The organism is Lentibacter sp. XHP0401 (assembly GCF_025751535.1).
Classification (GTDB): Bacteria; Pseudomonadota; Alphaproteobacteria; order Rhodobacterales; family Rhodobacteraceae; genus Lentibacter.
In genome coordinates this window covers 45,095-61,772 of sequence record NZ_JAOWLC010000008.1, presented here as the reverse complement: position 1 = coordinate 61,772, position 16,678 = coordinate 45,095, and the positions used below count along the sequence as shown (strand labels likewise).

Genomic DNA, 16,678 nt, shown 5'->3' with positions numbered 1-16,678 from the left:
TATGAGAGTGCAAGGTTCTATCACTGCTATGGCGTTGTGCCTTCCAGTTGGTGCCGTGGGTCACACTGGTCTTCCGGAGGTGATCCCGCATGAAAATCAGCCGGGAATAGCTGCTCCATTTGTCGAGAAGACGAGAATTTCGATTTCGGCAAAAGACGCAATTCAGATGCTCAAATGGCAGGAGTTCCGTTTGGGAACTTCATCTGAAGGTATTCGCGTTTCTATAGCTGCCGACGAAGGCGACGCAGAAACCAGCGCGGAGTCGAGGACAAGTGAGTTAATTGTCGAACTCAAGCGCCTCAGCGACCTTACATGGGCGCAAATTTCTGACGTTTTCGGGGTCAAGCAACGAGCTCTCCATTATTGGAAGGCTGGGAAGCCTGTTACGGGTGAACACCATGAGAAATTGGGCGCAGTTGTTGCCATGCTTCGCTTCATTGACCGCGGAACAAAGGAGGAGAACAAGCGGCTGCTTCTGAGTGAAGCAGTTGATGGCAAAACGTTCTTCGAACTCATGAAGGACGGAGCGCTCCAAGCGATTAGGGATCGCGCAGGAGAAGGCATTGGCCGTGTTTCGTTTGGAGCCATCCTCACCGAAGAGGCGCGGGCCAAAAACGCACCGCTCGAATATTCACCGTCTGAAGAGCTTAGCGATGAAGCTGAGGTCGAGCTCATGGCGCGTCCCAAAACCCGACGCAAGAGCATTCGCCGAGCTAAAGTATAAAGGAATTCCCTGTTGCTCGATGAGGCCGCTGAGGAGACGAGCGTTGCTGATCGCCTTGCTGAATGGCAGCAAGGCGATTTCACGACTGACTGTGATGAATTTCTTTTCTGCACTTCGCCCTTTGATGACGATGAAGATGGGAATGTCTTTTCCGCTGACGTAGAGACGGAACACAAGGGGATCTGCGTTATTTCGCAAACGTGTGATATCGTCCGGGACCCTGTTGAGACTACCGTATCCTATGTAACCGTATGCCCACTCGTCGAGCTCAATGCCGCCCATCTTTCCGCTGTTGAGAAGGGCGAAGTTCCAAGATTTGGCATGCTTGCCGGTGCGCCAGAGAGTATTGTCGTCGACTTCACACGCGCCATGAGTGTAAAGAAAGATCTCCTTGTAGAGTGGTCTAGGCAACGGGGTTGTCCCGAGGAATTAGATTTGCAGTGTTTTGCAAGAGCTCTTGAGCGTTTCTATGGGCGCTTCGGCTTTCCTGACAAATTCAACGCGTGCATGGACACCTTCCGGATTGCTGTGAACAAAAGGTATGGCAAGGGTTCCGACTTCGGTAAATCTCTGCGTTCGATATCAGAGTTCCGTATTTTTCCGCATACGTCCTGGGAAAACACTGAAAGAGTGCCGATCACATTATTGGCGATTCTCAAAGATCCAGAAAACCGTGAAGTGAAAGATGTTGAGGTGATCAGGAAGGAGTTAAACGAGCAGGCAGACAAGATTACCTGGTCAGAGCCGTTTTCTCCGTTTGATCCGGTGCTGAGAATTGCAACGCTGCACGAGCTCTCGGCGGCAGAATACCTCAATACCTATCCTCTTGAGCTGAACGCTCTCTCTTTTGCTAAAAGATATCATAAAGAAGACTGACGTATTTCGTAGTATATTGGGGCCGATCATTCTCCTCGAATAGCGACGAAGTGAGATGATTGATGCCATGCCAGTCTAAATGCAATCTTTTAGTGGGAGGAGCCGCACTTTCGAAAGTGCAGCAAACTTCCGCTTTCCTCACTCTTTTTCGAATGCTGCTCAAGTGAGTTTAGGGATCGCTCACTTTCGGCGAAGAACCAGAAGGTCCGCACAACCGACCACGAGGCAATGCGGAGTGAAGCCTGGCTCAAACCCATTTTTGCCGATCTTCCGTGATTTGACAGAGATGATCAGTGCTGTCTGAGGCCGGTCCAATAAAACTCATAATGATATGCATTTGTCTCCCTCCAGCTCGTCGGAGGGCGACTAAAACAGCAGTTTTCCCGACGGCTGAGTTTAGGTCATTTTTCTAATCACTGCGTCGAGAAGAACTACTTGACAGCCATTGCGCAGACTTATGGTTTCGTTTGCGCACTAATATGGTTTTTCTGGGTTGGGCGCCCGTTCCCGTTTTCAGATCAGCCGCATTTGCTATGGCCGCAGCTTGCGCAGGTCATGCAGCCTTCCACCATGCGCATGTCATACTGCCCGCAGCTCGGGCACGCTTTGCCGCGCGGCGCGCCAAGGTTCACCACAGCCGCTGTCGGGTCTGTTTTCAGGCCCATGCCCTCGCCTTCGATAAAGCCGATCGAGATCATGTGCTTTTCAATCACACCACCAATCGCCGCAAGAATTGAGGGAATATACTTCCCACCCATCCACGCGCCGCCGCGTGGATCAAACACGGCCTTCAGCTCTTCCACAACAAAGCTCACATCGCCACCGCGACGGAACACCGCCGAAATCATCCGCGTCAGCGCCACGGTCCAGGCAAAATGCTCCATGTTTTTGGAGTTGATAAACACCTCGAATGGCCTGCGGTGCCCACCAATCACAATGTCATTCACCGTCAGATAAATCGCATGCTCGCTGTCGGGCCACTTCAGTTTATAGGTCGCGCCCTCAAGCTCTTTGGGGCGGTCCAGCGGCTCGGTCATATAGACCACATCGCCATGCGGCGTGAGCGGCTCGGCGTCTGTGTTGGCGATAACTTCGGGGGCAACTCCCTTTTCTTCGCTCACGGACAAAACCGACCCTGTCACATCATTGGGCCTGTAGGTGGTGCAGCCTTTACAGCCAGTGTCCCACGCCTGCATGTAGACGTTTTTGAACTCCTCAAACCCGATGTCCTCGGGGCAGTTGATCGTTTTGGAAATGCTGGAATCAACCCACTTCTGCGCCGCTGCCTGCATCTTCACATGCTCGGCAGGTGCAAGCGTCTGGGCGTTCACAAAGTAATCGGGCAAAGCGGTGTCGCCAAACTTCTCGCGCCACAGGGCCACGGCATAATCCACCACTTCCTCTTCCGTCCGCGAGCCGTCTTTTTGCAAAACCTTGCGCTTGTATGCATAGGCAAACACCGGCTCGATCCCCGAGCTGACATTGCCCGCATAAAGGCTGATTGTGCCTGTCGGAGCAATCGACGTAAGCAATGCGTTGCGGATGCCATGCTCCGCAATCTCGGCGCGCACGTCTTCGTCCATCTGCTGCATCGCACCGCTGGCAAGATACTTCTCCGCATCAAACAGCGGGAAAGCCCCCTTCTCCTTCGCGAGTTGAACAGATGCCCGATAAGCCGCACGCGCAACACGGTGCAGCCACTCCTCGGTCTGTAGCGCCGCCTCATCCGAACCATAACGCAACCCGACCATAAGCAAAGCATCCGCAAGCCCTGTTACCCCAAGGCCGATCCGCCGCTTCGCATGGGCTTCCTGCCGTTGCGCCTCAAGCGGAAATTTCGAGGCATCGACCACATTGTCCATCATCCGCACAGCTGCGGCGACAAGCTCTTCCAGCTGACTCTCGTCAAGATCGGCCCCCGCTTCAAACGGTTTCGCCACCAGCTTCGCAAGGTTGATCGAGCCTAGCAAACACGCGCCATAGGGCGGCAAAGGCTGCTCGCCGCAGGGGTTTGTCGCCGCGATCTGCTCACAATAGTTCAGGTTGTTCATCTGGTTGATACGGTCGATAAAAATAACACCCGGCTCGGCGTATTCATATGTTGCCTGCATGATCTTGTTCCACAGATCGCGCGCCTCAACCGTGTGGTAAACCTTGTCACCAAACTTCAGGTCCCAGCTTTCACCCGCCTTCACCGCGTCCATAAACGGGTCGGTCACCAGCACGCTCATATTAAACATCCGCAAGCGCGCCGCGTCGGATTTGGCCGTGATAAACGCCTCGATATCAGGGTGATCACAGCGCATTGTCGCCATCATGGCGCCACGGCGGCTACCCGCAGACATAATCGTGCGGCACATGGCGTCCCACACATCCATAAAGCTCAACGGCCCCGAGGCATCGGCCGCAACGCCAAGCACATCCGCACCCTTGGGGCGAATGGTAGAGAAGTCATAGCCAATGCCGCCGCCCTGCTGCATGGTCAGCGCGGCCTCTTTGAGCATGTCAAAAATCCCGCCCATGCTGTCGGGCACAGTGCCCATCACAAAACAGTTGAACAGCGTCACAGAGCGTTCTGTGCCCGCCCCTGCAGTGATGCGGCCCGCAGGCAGGAATTTGAAGTCTTCCAAGGCGCCGTAGAACACATTTTCCCAATGCGCGGGGTCTTTTTCCACCGCCGCGACCGAACGCGCAATGCGCCGCCATGTGTCTTCCACAGAGCGGTCAATCGCGGTTCCGTCCGCCTCCTTGAAGCGATACTTCATATCCCAGATTTGCTCTGCAATCGGCGCGGAAAAACGGCTCATTCGGTGGTCCCCAGATCATATCTTGCAAGAGGTCTAACTAAGCGAAAGCACAGGTAAGGGTCAAACCCTCAATCGCCCCTTACGCAAGATAACGTGAGTGGCAGAATCAAATTCGCTAAAGTATAATACCACATCTTGAGGGAATGCATGAAGAACATAATACATATGGTAAAACTCAGCGTCGGCACCGAAAGTGTCGAATCGCTTGATGCGTGGCAAAAAACCCGCGCCGCCCTTCATCCCAAGGGACTGCCTTTTCATGTCACCCGCATGTGGCCCAAACGCGAGGAAGAGATTCTTGCAGGGGGCAGCATTTATTGGGTGATCAAAGGCAGCATTCAGGCCCGCCAGAAGATTCTCGGCTTTGAAGAACGGATCGGCGACGATGGCATCCGCCGCTGCGCCTTTGTGCTTGATCCCGAGCTGGTGCGCACAGCCCCCGCGCTCAAGCGCCCCTTTCAGGGCTGGCGTTATCTCAAGCCCGAAGACGCCCCGATAGATCTGGCCGAAGGCCGCGAAAATGATGACGCCCTCCCGCCCGAACTGGCTGGTGCCTTGGCCGATATCGGTGTGCTCTGAACGGCGGCTCGCCTCGCTACGTTACATCACAAACAGCGGATCAGTTTTTTCACTACACCCCCTTTTTGCGCTACAAACCGCCGAAAACCCCTTGTTTTCACCGTAAATCCAAGCATTTTTCCGCCAATCGCGAGGTCGTGATCGCGCACCCTGGCTGCACCCCTTGTTTCCGCCATTTGAAGTATATCTCAAGAAGCGAGGGGCAGGTTTCACCCGCCCTGCAAGATTGTAAGACCAAAACGCCGCACAGGTGTGAACCCTACAGAAAGGACGGAACGATGCGTTACAAAATTCCAGCACTCGCAGCTGCAACAGCAATGGCTGCAACTCCCCTCTTGGCAGGCAACCTCGAGCCCGTCACTCCCGAACCCATGATTCAACCGGTCGCAGTGCCGGTACAGGCCAGTGCCGACTGGACAGGTTGGTATGCGGGTGGCCAAGTCGGCTATGCCGATGTTGATGCCACAGGTGGCCTCAATGGCGACGGCGCAATCGGTGGCTTTGTAGCTGGTTACGATTATGATTTCGGCACTTGGGTGCTCGGCGGTGGTATTGACTATGATATCTCCGATATCGACGTCGGCGGCGCAACATCGCTCGAAAATGTAGCACGCCTAAAAATGCGCGGCGGCTACAAGCTCGGTGATGGTCTGGCCTATGCCACTCTTGGCGCGGCGCATGCCGATACCGACACACTCGGAAGTGACACCGGCTACTTCGTCGGTGCAGGCTATGAGCACATGATCTCTGAAAACTTCTCACTCGGTGGCGAAGTTCTTTACCACCAGTTTGACGATTTCGACGGCTCAGGCATCGACGTCGACGCCACAACACTACAACTGCGTGCCACTTACCGTTTCTAAAACAAGCCAGTCCTGAACAGGACCAAAATGCAGTCTAAATCCGGGCCATCACGCATCCGCGTGGTGGCCCTTTTCCATTCCGGTGCATACCTGCCTGAAAGTCGCTCAGTTTATCGCGGCAATGATAATCCAAACTATAATCAGGCTTACCACGAGATAGAAAAACGTGTTGATGCTCCAGCGGATCAATCCCGCATCCGCCTCGGGGTCAACCCCCATCCGTTCGCAGACCTTGGTTCCGGGCCAGAGAATTGCTTCAGCCAGTGTCATTTCGCGCGCTCCCAAATCAGAGGTTCTGATGCCACAATCTTACGCCCATAAAATCCGCTTGCACAACAAAGTTTATGCGAATGACTCGCAATAAGCAGCGTGCAACCCTATATATCAGGCATGGATAGACGTGACTTTCTTCGCACCGCCTCCGCCGCAGGGCTCTTGCCCCTGCTTCCCGTCATGCCCGCCGCTGCCGCGCCAGCCGCCGCACCGGTCGCAAACGAGTTTATGTATGGCATGGCTGTCTTCAACGCGCGCCTGCGCGGAGCGAGTTCTGCAAAACACATCGCCCGCGATCTGGCTATAGGCAAAGACGCCGCCGCCGCCCTGCAAAGTCGCATGGTCCAAGACGGGTTTGTCACCCTCCCCAATGCCGCAGGCATCGCTCGCGCACCAGACCCTCTCATGCAGCGCAGCCAAAGTCGCAAAACCGCCGAGACATTGAAAAACATGCTCAAGGAAAAGGCCGAAGAATTCATCGAGGCCGATGCGCCCGAAGACATCAACCCAGACACGCCGGACCCCTTAGAGGCCTAAACGCACCTCACAGGGCAATCCCCGCTTGCAGCCGTGAAAGCCCTAACAAAACGAAAAAGCCGGCCACAATAGCGGCCGGCTTTCATCCAGTGCTTAACAGGGAATGTTCTTAGAACACGCCCATAATACCTGAAGTCACAACACTACGCCCGCCTTTGGCAATGTTGTTCACCAAGCTGTTTACAGGAACACCTTTAGAGGTGTTGCCGAGCGGAATGCTTACACCCAAGCGAACTGTGTTAAGGTCAGCTGATGGTCCGCCTATATCCAGGCTTGTGCGCGCCAATTCCAACGAGAAAATCATCGGAACGGTGTTCATGCGCGCAGGCTGATAAGCAACGCCAAGTCCGTAGGTCGTCGCATCCGCACTGGCAATATCCAGTGAAATGCGCTGAACGCCACCAAAGACGCTGAACTCGTCGTTGAAAGCATAACCACCGCCCAGCGAGATCATGTCAAGATCAACACCGCCACCAACGCCGGAAATATCCGTGCGTGCCAACGAGCCGACAACAAAGGCTTTTGGTGAAATCTGGTAACCGACGCGAACACCATAGTCTTTCACGTCAACTCCAGCAGGAAGTGACGGGCTGGTGTTGCTCTTGCCAAGAAACACCTCTGCGTCAAGCCGGTCTGTCTCATACCCGAATGTCAGGCCATAAGATGTTACGGCAGCATCGGCCCCCAACAGGTCTACGTCGATTGAACCGCGCTCAACATAGCCACCAGCTGTCATGTTGTTCTGGAACTTGTATTTCCCGTCCAGAGCAAGATAGCCCAAGTCCAGGGCAATGCCAGCGGCATTTGTGGCGGACACGCCCGCATCAAACCCCACGGTGAAACCGTTTTGGAAATCGTAGTAACCGTTAAAATCGAGCGTTGTCGACTTTACGTCAACACCCGCGCCCGAGAGGCTGGATTTCGAGAAGCCGACAGTTGCCATGCCACCCCATTCACCAGCTTGCGCAACTGCAGGCAGCGTGAGAACCAAGCCCGCGGCCAAAAGTGCATTCATTTTCATTTTTTATTTTCCTTCCCAGATGCGCATGTGTTTGTGTTTGTAATTCACTGCGCAGGTTAAATTTCAGCAGAAAGTGCCAAATTTCATGCAAATTCGCTCAAATCGAGGCAAGGCATCAAGCACGTATCGCGTTGTAAATTAACACTTTTTTAACCTTTTAGCTGCGTGGCATTTTTAGCTCACCTAACGAGTCCAGAAAAAGACACATTCAAAAGGATGCGGTCACGCCCTCACTGAGGGCGCAATCGCATCCCTTTTCGGCCCATAAGACTGTCAGGAGTCAGCCGACTTCAAGCTTTGCCACAAGTGCTGCCAGCGCCTCGCGCTCGCCATTGCTTACTGCCGCATTGCGGGCGCGGTAAAGCGTAGCCGAGCTACGCAGAATCAGCCCGTCACTCAAGATTTTCAGATGGTTTGCGCGCAGCGTGTCGCCTGTCGAGGTGATATCGGCAATCGCCTCGGCGGTCTCGTTCTTCACCGTGCCTTCGGTTGCGCCCTGGCTGTCGACAAGCTGGTAATCCGCCACACCACAGTCACGCAGATAATCCCGTACAAGCCGGTGATACTTGGTGGCAATCCGCATACGAAACCCGTGCTCCGCCCGAAAGGCCGCCGCGACGGCGTCAAGGTCGTCCATCGTGTCCACATCAACCCAGGCCTGAGGCACAGCAATAATCAGGTCCGCATGGCCAAAGCCGAGCTCGGCCAACTCCTCGACACGCTGCTCCCACTGGCCAAGTTTCTCGCGGATAAGGTCTGTCCCTGTCACACCAAGGTGAATCCGCCCCGCCGCCAGCTCCCGCGGGATCTCTCCCGCTGAAAGCAGCACAAGCTCCACACCTTCAACGCCCTCGACACGGCCCGCGTATTCACGCTCGCCACCCGCACGCGACAGGCTCACACCGCGCTCGGCAAACCACTCGAATGTCTTTTCCATCAAGCGCCCCTTAGAGGGCACACCCAGCTTCAGGCTCATAAGGTGCCCTCCTTCAGGCCAAGCATGAGGCCGGGGCGGACAACGCCACCCACAGCAGGAATTTCACCCCCCTGCCCAAGCTGACGCGTCAGCGCATCATAGCGCCCGCCGCTCGCCACAGGCGGCAGATCGGCCCGCGCCTCGGCATAAAAGCCAAAGACAAACCCGTCATAATATTCCATCGACGCACGGCCATAGCTCGCCTCAAACGAAAGCTGCGCCACATCGACACCGCGCGCTGCAAGCGCTCCCGTGCGGCGGCGCAGACCGTCCACCGCATCGGCAATCGCCGGCATGTCCACGGCAATATCGCTCAGATGTTCCACAGCGTGCGGCAACATCTCCTGCACCGACAGGATGGCGTCCATCAGTTCAACTTCACCCTGCGCCAGCGGGCCTGCCTCGGAATCCTCGCGCAAAGCGGCAATCCGCGCTTCTACCTCGCGTTTGCTGCGCAGGCCAATCTCGACACCGGCCTCCGCAAACGCATCTTCCGCCGCCAAAAGCGCCACACGGCTGGCAGGCACATCAGCCCGCCCCGAAAAACGGTCAATCAACGCGCGAAAACGCCGGGGCCGCCAGATATGCCGCCGCAAGGCCGCCTTGCGCCGGTCGGTCGTCTTCAACCCGTCCACAGCAGCCAGCAAAATCCCGATATCGCCCGTCGCTGCGCGCACAGGCAAGCCTCTGAGCACCGAAGAGATCAAAGCAAAGACCTCAGCATCCGCTTCATGCGGCGCATCGCGTTCAAACACCTCGTAACCGACTTGCAAATATTCATTGGCGCGCTTCGCATCGTCTTCCTGACGGCGAAATACCTCACCCGAATAAGTATAGCGCGCAGGTTCCGCGCCGTGCTGCATGTGCATCTGCACCACTGGCACGGTAAAGTCAGGCCGTAACATCTGCTCGCCGCGCAAAGCATCCGAGGTCACATAAGCCCGCGCGCGAATGTCCTCACCGTAGAGCTCAAGCAGAGCCTCCGCGGGCTGCAAAACCGATGTTTCCACAGGCTGCGCTCCCGCCGCTTCAAACATCGCCCGCACGCGTGCCGCTTCTGCCCGCTTCGCCAAACCAACAGTCATTAGCCTTGCCCGCTCAGAATTTCGCGCACCTTGCTCACAAGTTCACCGCGCGGCACTTCAAACTGGCTGGGGCGCTCTTTCCACTCTTCATGCGTGGCATTTTCAGCAATCTTCGCGCCCAAAATCAGGTCTTTGATCTGCACGACACCGCGTTCAGCCTCGTCCGATCCGGCAATAATAGCGATAGGGCTCTCGCGCTTGTCCGCATACTTCAGTTGGTTGCCAAAGCTCTTGGGGTTACCCAGATATACCTCGGCTCTGATACCCGCGCCCCTAAGCTCCGCAACCATGCCCTGATACTCCGCCATCCGCGCCTTATCCATAACGGTGACAACAACAGGCCCGGCCGCCTTGCCGCCAATCCGCCCCTTCTCGCGCAGTGCTGCAAGCAAACGGTCAACTCCGATCGAAACACCCGTCGCAGGCACAGCCTGCCCCGTGAAACGCTTCACAAGGTCGTCATACCGCCCGCCGCCCGCAACCGAGCCGAACTGCCGCTTGCGGCCCTTTTCATCAAGGATATCAAAGGTCAGCTCGGCCTCGTAAACAGGGCCGGTGTAGTATCCAAGCCCGCGCACAACACTGGGGTCAATCACGATACGATCCGCGCCATAGCCCTGCGCTTCCAAAAGCGTGGCAATCTCTTCCAGTTCGTTAATGCCCTCTGTGCCAATCGCGCTTTCACCGACAGCGCCGCGCAGGTTTTCCAGCGTCTCGGCGTTGCTCGCCCCCTTGGCAATCAGAAATTGCACCACAGGCTCGGCCTGCTCGTCACTCAGCCCAACACCGTCAATATACGCGCCCGAAGCGTCCAGACGCCCCTTGCCCAAAAGCTGGCGCACACCTGCCTCGCCCACTTTGTCAAACTTGTCGATGGTGCGCAGCACGTCAGCCTGCTGGCCAGCATCACTCACGCCCATCGCCTCCAAAACACCGTTCAAAACCTTACGGTTGTTCACCCGCACAATGTAATCCCCGCGCGGAATGCCCACCTTCTCCAGCACGTCGCTAAGCATCGCGCAAATCTCCGCATCAGCCGCAACACTCGCCGTGCCAACCGTATCGGCATCACACTGATAAAACTGGCGATAGCGCCCAGGCCCCGGCTTTTCGTTGCGCCAGACAGGACCCATAGCATAGCGGCGGTATGGGGTCGGAAGATCGTTGCGGTGCTGCGCATATACCCGCGCCAATGGCGCTGTCAGGTCATAGCGAAGCGCAAGCCAGTCACCTTTATCTTCTTCGTCAAACTCTTGCCATGCAAAGACGCCTTCGTTGGGGCGGTCCACATCAGGAAGGAACTTGCCCAGCGCTTGCACTGTTTCAACAGCAGCGCTCTCCAAGGCGTCAAACCCGTAATGGTGGTAAACCCCCGTGATCACACGCAGCATCTCTGCGCGCTCGCTCACTTCCTCGCCAAAATAGTCGCGGAAGCCCTTGGGCGTCTCCGCCTTGGGGCGCGGGGCTTTCTTTTCCTTGGCCATCGGGGTTTTCCTTGCCTAAATCCTTGTGAGCAGCCTCTAAAGGATCACGCCCCAAGGAGCAAGAAGCCTCCTCTTGCGCTCGCCCCCTACTCGCCCAAATGCACCTTGCAAATGTATTTGCCATAAACCCAACCTTTCACACCTGAATAAGACCAGTCCTGCGAGTTCTGCTGCACAATCACTTCGCGCCAACCCTTCGTCTCGTAAGGCTCCAGAGTGATGACAAACGTGTCTGGTCCCAGTGTGCGGAGCATCTGGCATTTGGTCGAGCCACAGCTGCGTAATGCGAGAAAGTTGTCGCCCTGCGGGTTCAGGTTGCAAACGACATATTGCTCCCCGTCATAGCCATAAGCCGCACCGCTCAGCGCCAGCGCTCCGATAAGTCCAAATAGAATCCGTTTCATGCGCTCACCTATACTTTAATTGGGCCAGCCTAGTGTCGCTCTTCGCGCAATGCGGGGCTATGATACAGATCATAAACCCGCTAAAGAAACGCCATGGAATCTCTTCAAGAAAAAATCGCCCACCTTGAGCGCATAACAGACGAGCTGTCATCCGTCATCGCGCGGCAAGACACCGAGATCGCTTTGCTCACCCGCAAGGTGCAAATTCTGCTGGATGCCGAAGCAGGCCGCAACCGCTCTGAAGGCGCACATATCTTCGGCGGCGATGAACGGCCCCCGCACTATTGATTTGCAACCTTGAACCCTAGCGTGCGCATTCATTGCGCACCTTTAGATACCTCAGTTCATAGCCATAACTGCGCCGTCATGGAGCAGTATATTATGCCAGTTTTGCGCACCGACAAACTGGTCGTAGACCGTGACAAACACCGTGGTTTTCTCAAGCTTGCCTATCTGCGCGCCACAAGGCTTTCCCCTGTTCGCCCTGCAGACGTCCCGCTTGGCTTTCTCATAAGCCTTGTCTGTTTCCGAATAGGGCTTGCCTTTGAGTGGCGCACCGTAACGCATAAACTCGTGGTTGGAAGCCGAGCCAAACATAGCGAGCGCACCAGTGACCTGACGGGTGCAGCCATCATCGAAGCCTGTAATATAATAAGGCCGCTGCGCGGCAGTTCCCTTCGCACTATCATAAAGGCGGTATTTGCCCGAGCGGTCCACCTCCGTGCCCAGAGCCGACTTGGGAAGCGCACAAACACGCGCAATCTGCCCAAAAGACAGCGGCGTTCCGGGAGCAATCTCCTGCGCATCCGGCCCCGTCAAAACAGCGGATTTCTTGCGGCTGAATAACCCGCCCCGCGCACGCGTTTCGCGCGCCTTTGGCTCGGGTGAATATGCTGCGGCCACAACTCCGGCCTCAGGAGCGACTTTTCCCTCCTCGGCCAAGCCTTCCAAGCCCGCTTGCGCAGGCTCTTTCTCGCTGGCCTGCGGTTTCAAAAAGCCCAGCAAACCCCGCGGTTTTGGGTCTTCTGGCTCGGCGAGCGCGACAGTTTCAGCGGCCATTTCGGGCGCATTTTCAACGCCCTCGACCGCCTCGACAAGAGGTTCTTCATCAGGGGTTTCACGCTTGCTCAACAGCCGCTCAAACAGCGGGCGGTCATCTTGTGCAGCCTCGGGCAATTCCATGGCTGATGCCGTCTCGCTGGTATCTTGCAGCTCAACTTCCGCAAGCCGCTCAACATCACGCAACGGGTCGCCACAGCCTGCCACAAGCGAGGCGAAACAAACGCATAATACCCAACGCTTCATAAACCAAACCCTTCCTTTATCGCGTCTTACCCGCTGCGCTCTGTTCGGTCCAGTACCGATCCTGTGGGGCAAAACTTATGCGAAAACCTGCCTGTTTCAGATGTCCTGCACTTCCAGAACACCGGCCAAACTTTTAATCGCCCCTTTGATCTGCGGCGAAATCGGAAAGCTCTGTCCCGCATCGACTTCAACTTCCCCGGGCAAGCTCGCATCCATCAGGCAGAAATAGAGCGGGCCCTTGCTTGCCCCCTGCGCAACATTGGCCGCATTGGCCAGAACTTCGGCAACAGCTCCGATAGCGCCCTGATCTTCCACATAGACTTTCAAACCGGTCTCGCCCGCATCCGCAACAACAGCATCAATCGGCGCAAAAGAGCGCGCCAGAAGCTTGAGCTGGTCACCCTCCATCGTCGCTTCACATGTCACCACAACTTTCGAGCCTGTCTCCAGATAGTCGCGCGCCTTTTCAAGCGTGTCGCTAAACACAGTCACCTCGTAAGCGCCGCTCACATCCGAGAGCTGCACAAAAGCAAAGCGGTTGCCCCTCGCCGATTTGCGCTCCTGACGCCCCGCAACAACTCCCGCCATTTTGGCAAGGAAAGGCCCACCCTGCGCACGCGCTTCAACCTCTTCCAGCGTGATCACCTGCTTGCGTTTCAGCGGCGCCATATAGTCATCAAGCGGGTGACCAGAGAGGTAAAACCCGACAGCCTTAAACTCTTCACCGAGCCGCTCGGCAGGCAGCCAGTCCTGCACAGGGCTCATGCGCGGCTCGGGCAAGTCATCCCCCGCTTCACCAAACAAGCTCACCTGGTTCGAGTTTTTCTGCTCGTTCACAGCGGTTGAATAGGCCATCAGCCCCTCAAGGCTGTCAAACACGCGGCGGCGGTTGCGGTCGAGCACATCAAAGGCCCCCGCCCGCGCCAGCATCTCCAAAGGCCGCTTGCCCACACGCTTCAAATCAACGCGGCGCGCAAAGTCATAAAGCGTCACAAACGGCTCATCGCCGCGCGCCTCGACGATCAGTCTCATCGCCTCGACACCGACGTTCTTCAGCCCGCCCAGCGCATAATGCAGCACTTGGTCCTTCACCGTAAACGTCGCGCCCGAGCGGTTTACACAGGGCGGCTCCCACTTCAGATCAAGCCCCTTGCGCACCTCTTCAAAATATACCGCGAGCTTATCGGTGAGGTGGATATCGCAGTTCATCACACCGGCCATAAACTCGACAGCGTGGTTCGCCTTCAGCCAGGCGGTCTGATAGCTGACAACAGCATAAGCCGCCGCGTGGGATTTGTTGAAACCGTAGTTGGCAAACTTCTCGAGCAAGTCAAAAACCTCTGAGGCCTTCTTCTTGTCCACCCCGTTTTCCATCGCGCCCTTTTCAAACTTGGGGCGCTCCTTGGCCATCTCCTCGGCAATTTTCTTACCCATCGCACGGCGCAGCAAATCCGCGCCGCCAAGAGAGTAACCCGCCATCACCTGAGCAATCTGCATAACCTGCTCTTGGTAAACAATAATCCCCTGTGTCTCTTCCAGAATATGGTCAATCGAAGGGTGCACAGACTCTCGCTCTTTCAGCCCGTTCTTCACCTCACAATAGGTCGGAATGTTCTCCATCGGGCCGGGGCGGTAGAGCGCAACAAGCGCAACAATATCTTCAATACAGGTCGGCTTCATGCGCTTGAGCGCATCCATCATCCCCGAGCTTTCCACCTGAAACACAGCCACTGTCTTGGCCCGCGCATAAAGCTCGTAAGACTTGGCGTCATCCAGCGGGATCGCGCCAATATCATTCTCCGCCCCCGCAGGCGGCTCATAAAGCAGCGTGCCATCGGCCGCATGGTGCAAATCACGCCCCTCGGCATGGATCAGGTCCACAGCATTCTGAATAACCGTGAGGGTTTTGAGGCCCAAAAAGTCAAATTTCACAAGCCCCGCCTGCTCAACCCACTTCATGTTAAACTGCGTCGCTGGCATGTCGGAGCGCGGGTCTTGATAGAGCGGCACAAGCGCATCCAGCGGCCTGTCACCAATCACAACACCCGCCGCATGGGTCGAGGCATTACGCAAGAGGCCTTCTACCTGCTGCCCATAGTCGAGCAGCCTCGCAACAACTTCCTCGTTCTTCGCCTCTTCTCTCAGGCGCGGCTCGTCCGCCAAAGCCTTCTCGATGCTGACAGGTTTCACACCCTCAACAGGGATCATCTTTGAAAGCCTGTCCACCTGCCCGTAAGGCATTTGCAGCACACGGCCAATATCACGCACAGCGGCTTTGGAAAGCAGCGCACCAAAGGTGATAATCTGGCCAACCTTGTCGCGGCCATATTTCTCCTGCACATATCGGATCACCTCTTCACGGCGGTCCATGCAGAAGTCGATATCAAAGTCAGGCATACTGACCCGCTCGGGGTTCAAAAACCGCTCAAACAGTAGCGAGTAACGCAAGGGGTCAAGGTCTGTCACCGTCAGCGCATAGGCCACAAGGCTGCCCGCGCCCGAGCCACGGCCCGGCCCCACAGGGATGTTATTGTCCTTGGCCCATTTGATAAAATCCGCAACAATCAGAAAGTAACCGGGGAAGCCCATACCCTCGATGATATCAAGCTCGAAATCGAGCCGCTTCTGATAGTCTTCCACACTCACAGCATGGGGAATAACCTCCAGCCGCGCTTTCAGCCCCGCATTGGCCTGCCGGCGCAATTCCACAACTTCGTCGTCAGCAAACTTCGGCAAGATCGGATCGCGCTTGTAGGCCTTAAAGGCACAGCGCTTGGCAATCTCGATGGTATTGTCGAGCGCCTCGGGCAAGTCGGCAAAAAGCACAGCCATCTCGCGGGGCGACTTCATATAATGCTGTGCCGTAAGGCGGCGGCGGTCATCCTGCTGGTCCACATAAGCGCCATCGGCAATACAAATCAGCGCATCATGCGCCTCATACATCGACGACTTGGGGAAATAGACATCATTGGTTGCCACAAGCGGCAGGTTCATCCCGTAAGCCATTTCAACAAAGCCGCGCTCGGTGAGGCGCTCTGCCTCGGGCTGGCTGCCGTCCTCGGACGGATGGCGCTGAAGCTCCACATAAAGCCTGTCGCCAAATATTTCCGCCAGCTCTTTCATAAGCGCCTTGGCTGCAGGGTCTTGCCCCGCGCGCAAAAGCCGCCCCACAGGGCCGTCAGGCCCGCCAGTCAGACAGATCACATCACCTGCGTTGGCACGCAAATCGTCCAGCGTCACTTGCGGCAGCTCGCCGCCCTTGTCGATGTAGAGACAAGAGTTGAGCTTCATGAGGTGTTCATACCCCGCTTCGCTCTGGGCGAGCAAAACGATAGGCGCAGGCGGGCGCGGGCGCTCGCCCGGCTCAAGCTTGTGATAGGCCAGATCAACCTGACACCCGATAATGGGCTGAAGCCCCGCGCCCTTGGCCGCCTCGGAAAATTCGAGCGCGCAAAACATGTTGTTGGTGTCGGTCACCGCAACGGCGGGCATTCCCATATCGGCACAAAGCTGCGGCAACTTCTTCAGCCGAACAGCCCCTTCCAAAAGGGAGTATTCGGTGTGGACGCGAAGGTGAATGAATCGGGGAGAATTGCTCATACCGCGAACCCTACCCAAGTGACACGGCACAGGGAAGCAGCAACCGAGCGTTTTTCAAATGCCCATGAAATTGGCAGAGCGCACGCTCCGTTAAGCAAATTGGCGACAAAAAGTTAACAAACAGGCGGTGCACGCATGGTGCAC

At 56.3% G+C, this 16,678-nt stretch carries 15 protein-coding genes; 6 read left to right on the top strand and 9 right to left on the bottom strand.

The features are described 5' to 3' along the window. The first annotated feature begins 1 nt into the window (after window position 1). Window positions 2-724 carry a hypothetical protein gene (locus tag OE750_RS11405; RefSeq protein WP_263764338.1) on the top strand — a complete coding sequence of 241 codons (723 nt, stop codon included), beginning with the start codon at window positions 2-4 and terminating at the stop codon, window positions 722-724. Window positions 725-736: 12 nt separating this feature from the next. Further along, complete coding sequence (locus tag OE750_RS11400) at window positions 737-1,600, top strand: hypothetical protein (RefSeq protein ID WP_263764337.1); 864 nt, start codon at window positions 737-739, stop codon at window positions 1,598-1,600. A 518-nt stretch (window positions 1,601-2,118) separates the two neighbouring features. On the opposite strand, the gene OE750_RS11395 is transcribed toward OE750_RS11400, so the two are convergent. Further along, window positions 2,119-4,407, bottom strand: a complete 2,289-nt coding sequence (locus OE750_RS11395; protein ID WP_263764336.1) for an adenosylcobalamin-dependent ribonucleoside-diphosphate reductase — start codon at window positions 4,405-4,407, stop codon at window positions 2,119-2,121. 147 nt (window positions 4,408-4,554) lie between these two features. On the opposite strand from OE750_RS11395, the gene OE750_RS11390 reads away from it, so the two are divergent. Beyond that, window positions 4,555-4,986 (top strand): DUF1489 family protein, encoded by a 432-nt coding sequence (locus tag OE750_RS11390; RefSeq protein WP_263764335.1) that lies wholly within the window; start codon window positions 4,555-4,557, stop codon window positions 4,984-4,986. Between the two features lie 278 nt (window positions 4,987-5,264). Continuing rightward, the gene (locus tag OE750_RS11385; RefSeq protein WP_263764333.1) at window positions 5,265-5,849 is read left to right on the top strand and encodes an outer membrane protein; all 585 of its coding nucleotides are present in this window, start codon (window positions 5,265-5,267) and stop codon (window positions 5,847-5,849) included. 105 nt (window positions 5,850-5,954) lie between these two features. Here OE750_RS11385 and OE750_RS11380 read toward each other — a convergent pair whose 3' ends face one another. After that, the gene (locus OE750_RS11380; protein ID WP_263764332.1) at window positions 5,955-6,119 is read right to left on the bottom strand and encodes a hypothetical protein; all 165 of its coding nucleotides are present in this window, start codon (window positions 6,117-6,119) and stop codon (window positions 5,955-5,957) included. A gap of 120 nt (window positions 6,120-6,239) precedes the next feature. Here OE750_RS11380 and OE750_RS11375 point away from each other — a divergent pair, with 120 nt between their 5' ends. Continuing rightward, window positions 6,240-6,659 (top strand): hypothetical protein, encoded by a 420-nt coding sequence (locus OE750_RS11375; RefSeq protein ID WP_263764331.1) that lies wholly within the window; start codon window positions 6,240-6,242, stop codon window positions 6,657-6,659. A gap of 109 nt (window positions 6,660-6,768) precedes the next feature. Here OE750_RS11375 and OE750_RS11370 read toward each other — a convergent pair whose 3' ends face one another. The 5 genes from OE750_RS11370 to OE750_RS11350 all read right to left on the bottom strand — a co-directional run bounded on the left by OE750_RS11370 (window position 6,769) and on the right by OE750_RS11350 (window position 11,629). Next, complete coding sequence (locus OE750_RS11370) at window positions 6,769-7,680, bottom strand: hypothetical protein (protein WP_263764329.1); 912 nt, start codon at window positions 7,678-7,680, stop codon at window positions 6,769-6,771. A 280-nt stretch (window positions 7,681-7,960) separates the two neighbouring features. After that, complete coding sequence (gene hisG, locus OE750_RS11365; RefSeq protein ID WP_263764327.1) at window positions 7,961-8,656, bottom strand: ATP phosphoribosyltransferase; 696 nt, start codon at window positions 8,654-8,656, stop codon at window positions 7,961-7,963. After that, window positions 8,653-9,741 carry an ATP phosphoribosyltransferase regulatory subunit gene (locus OE750_RS11360; protein ID WP_263764325.1) on the bottom strand — a complete coding sequence of 363 codons (1,089 nt, stop codon included), beginning with the start codon at window positions 9,739-9,741 and terminating at the stop codon, window positions 8,653-8,655. Before OE750_RS11360 ends, hisG begins: the two co-directional genes overlap by 4 nt. After that, window positions 9,741-11,225, bottom strand: coding sequence for a histidine--tRNA ligase (gene hisS / locus OE750_RS11355; protein ID WP_263764323.1), 1,485 nt, complete (start codon window positions 11,223-11,225; stop codon window positions 9,741-9,743). Before hisS ends, OE750_RS11360 begins: the two co-directional genes overlap by 1 nt. Before the next feature lie 86 nt (window positions 11,226-11,311). Continuing rightward, entirely contained in the window at window positions 11,312-11,629 is a 318-nt protein-coding gene (locus tag OE750_RS11350) for a hypothetical protein (protein WP_263764321.1), read from the bottom strand. A gap of 93 nt (window positions 11,630-11,722) precedes the next feature. On the opposite strand from OE750_RS11350, the gene OE750_RS11345 reads away from it, so the two are divergent. Further along, entirely contained in the window at window positions 11,723-11,917 is a 195-nt protein-coding gene (locus tag OE750_RS11345) for a SlyX family protein (protein WP_263764320.1), read from the top strand. 51 nt (window positions 11,918-11,968) lie between these two features. Here the strand turns inward: OE750_RS11345 and OE750_RS11340 are convergent, their stop codons facing one another. Next, window positions 11,969-12,934 (bottom strand): hypothetical protein, encoded by a 966-nt coding sequence (locus OE750_RS11340; protein ID WP_263764319.1) that lies wholly within the window; start codon window positions 12,932-12,934, stop codon window positions 11,969-11,971. A gap of 96 nt (window positions 12,935-13,030) precedes the next feature. Then, a complete protein-coding gene (dnaE, locus tag OE750_RS11335) occupies window positions 13,031-16,534 on the bottom strand; it encodes a DNA polymerase III subunit alpha (protein ID WP_263764318.1) in 3,504 nt (1,167 codons plus the stop codon). Window positions 16,535-16,678 lie beyond the last annotated feature (144 nt).

Bases quoted from the DNA above. Each gene is read 5' to 3' on its own strand.
- OE750_RS11405 (WP_263764338.1), top strand. From the start codon at position 2: ATGAGAGTGCAAGGTTCTATCACTGCTATGGCGTTGTGCCTTCCAGTT.
- OE750_RS11395 (WP_263764336.1), bottom strand. From the start codon at position 4,407: ATGAGCCGTTTTTCCGCGCCGATTGCAGAGCAAATCTGGGATATGAAG.
- OE750_RS11390 (WP_263764335.1), top strand. From the start codon at position 4,555: ATGAAGAACATAATACATATGGTAAAACTCAGCGTCGGCACCGAAAGT.
- OE750_RS11385 (WP_263764333.1), top strand. From the start codon at position 5,265: ATGCGTTACAAAATTCCAGCACTCGCAGCTGCAACAGCAATGGCTGCA.
- OE750_RS11380 (WP_263764332.1), bottom strand. From the start codon at position 6,119: ATGACACTGGCTGAAGCAATTCTCTGGCCCGGAACCAAGGTCTGCGAA.
- OE750_RS11375 (WP_263764331.1), top strand. From the start codon at position 6,240: ATGGATAGACGTGACTTTCTTCGCACCGCCTCCGCCGCAGGGCTCTTG.
- OE750_RS11370 (WP_263764329.1), bottom strand. From the start codon at position 7,680: ATGAAAATGAATGCACTTTTGGCCGCGGGCTTGGTTCTCACGCTGCCT.
- hisG (WP_263764327.1), bottom strand. From the start codon at position 8,656: ATGAGCCTGAAGCTGGGTGTGCCCTCTAAGGGGCGCTTGATGGAAAAG.
- OE750_RS11360 (WP_263764325.1), bottom strand. From the start codon at position 9,741: ATGACTGTTGGTTTGGCGAAGCGGGCAGAAGCGGCACGCGTGCGGGCG.
- hisS (WP_263764323.1), bottom strand. From the start codon at position 11,225: ATGGCCAAGGAAAAGAAAGCCCCGCGCCCCAAGGCGGAGACGCCCAAG.
- OE750_RS11350 (WP_263764321.1), bottom strand. From the start codon at position 11,629: ATGAAACGGATTCTATTTGGACTTATCGGAGCGCTGGCGCTGAGCGGT.
- OE750_RS11345 (WP_263764320.1), top strand. From the start codon at position 11,723: ATGGAATCTCTTCAAGAAAAAATCGCCCACCTTGAGCGCATAACAGAC.
- OE750_RS11340 (WP_263764319.1), bottom strand. From the start codon at position 12,934: ATGAAGCGTTGGGTATTATGCGTTTGTTTCGCCTCGCTTGTGGCAGGC.
- dnaE (WP_263764318.1), bottom strand. From the start codon at position 16,534: ATGAGCAATTCTCCCCGATTCATTCACCTTCGCGTCCACACCGAATAC.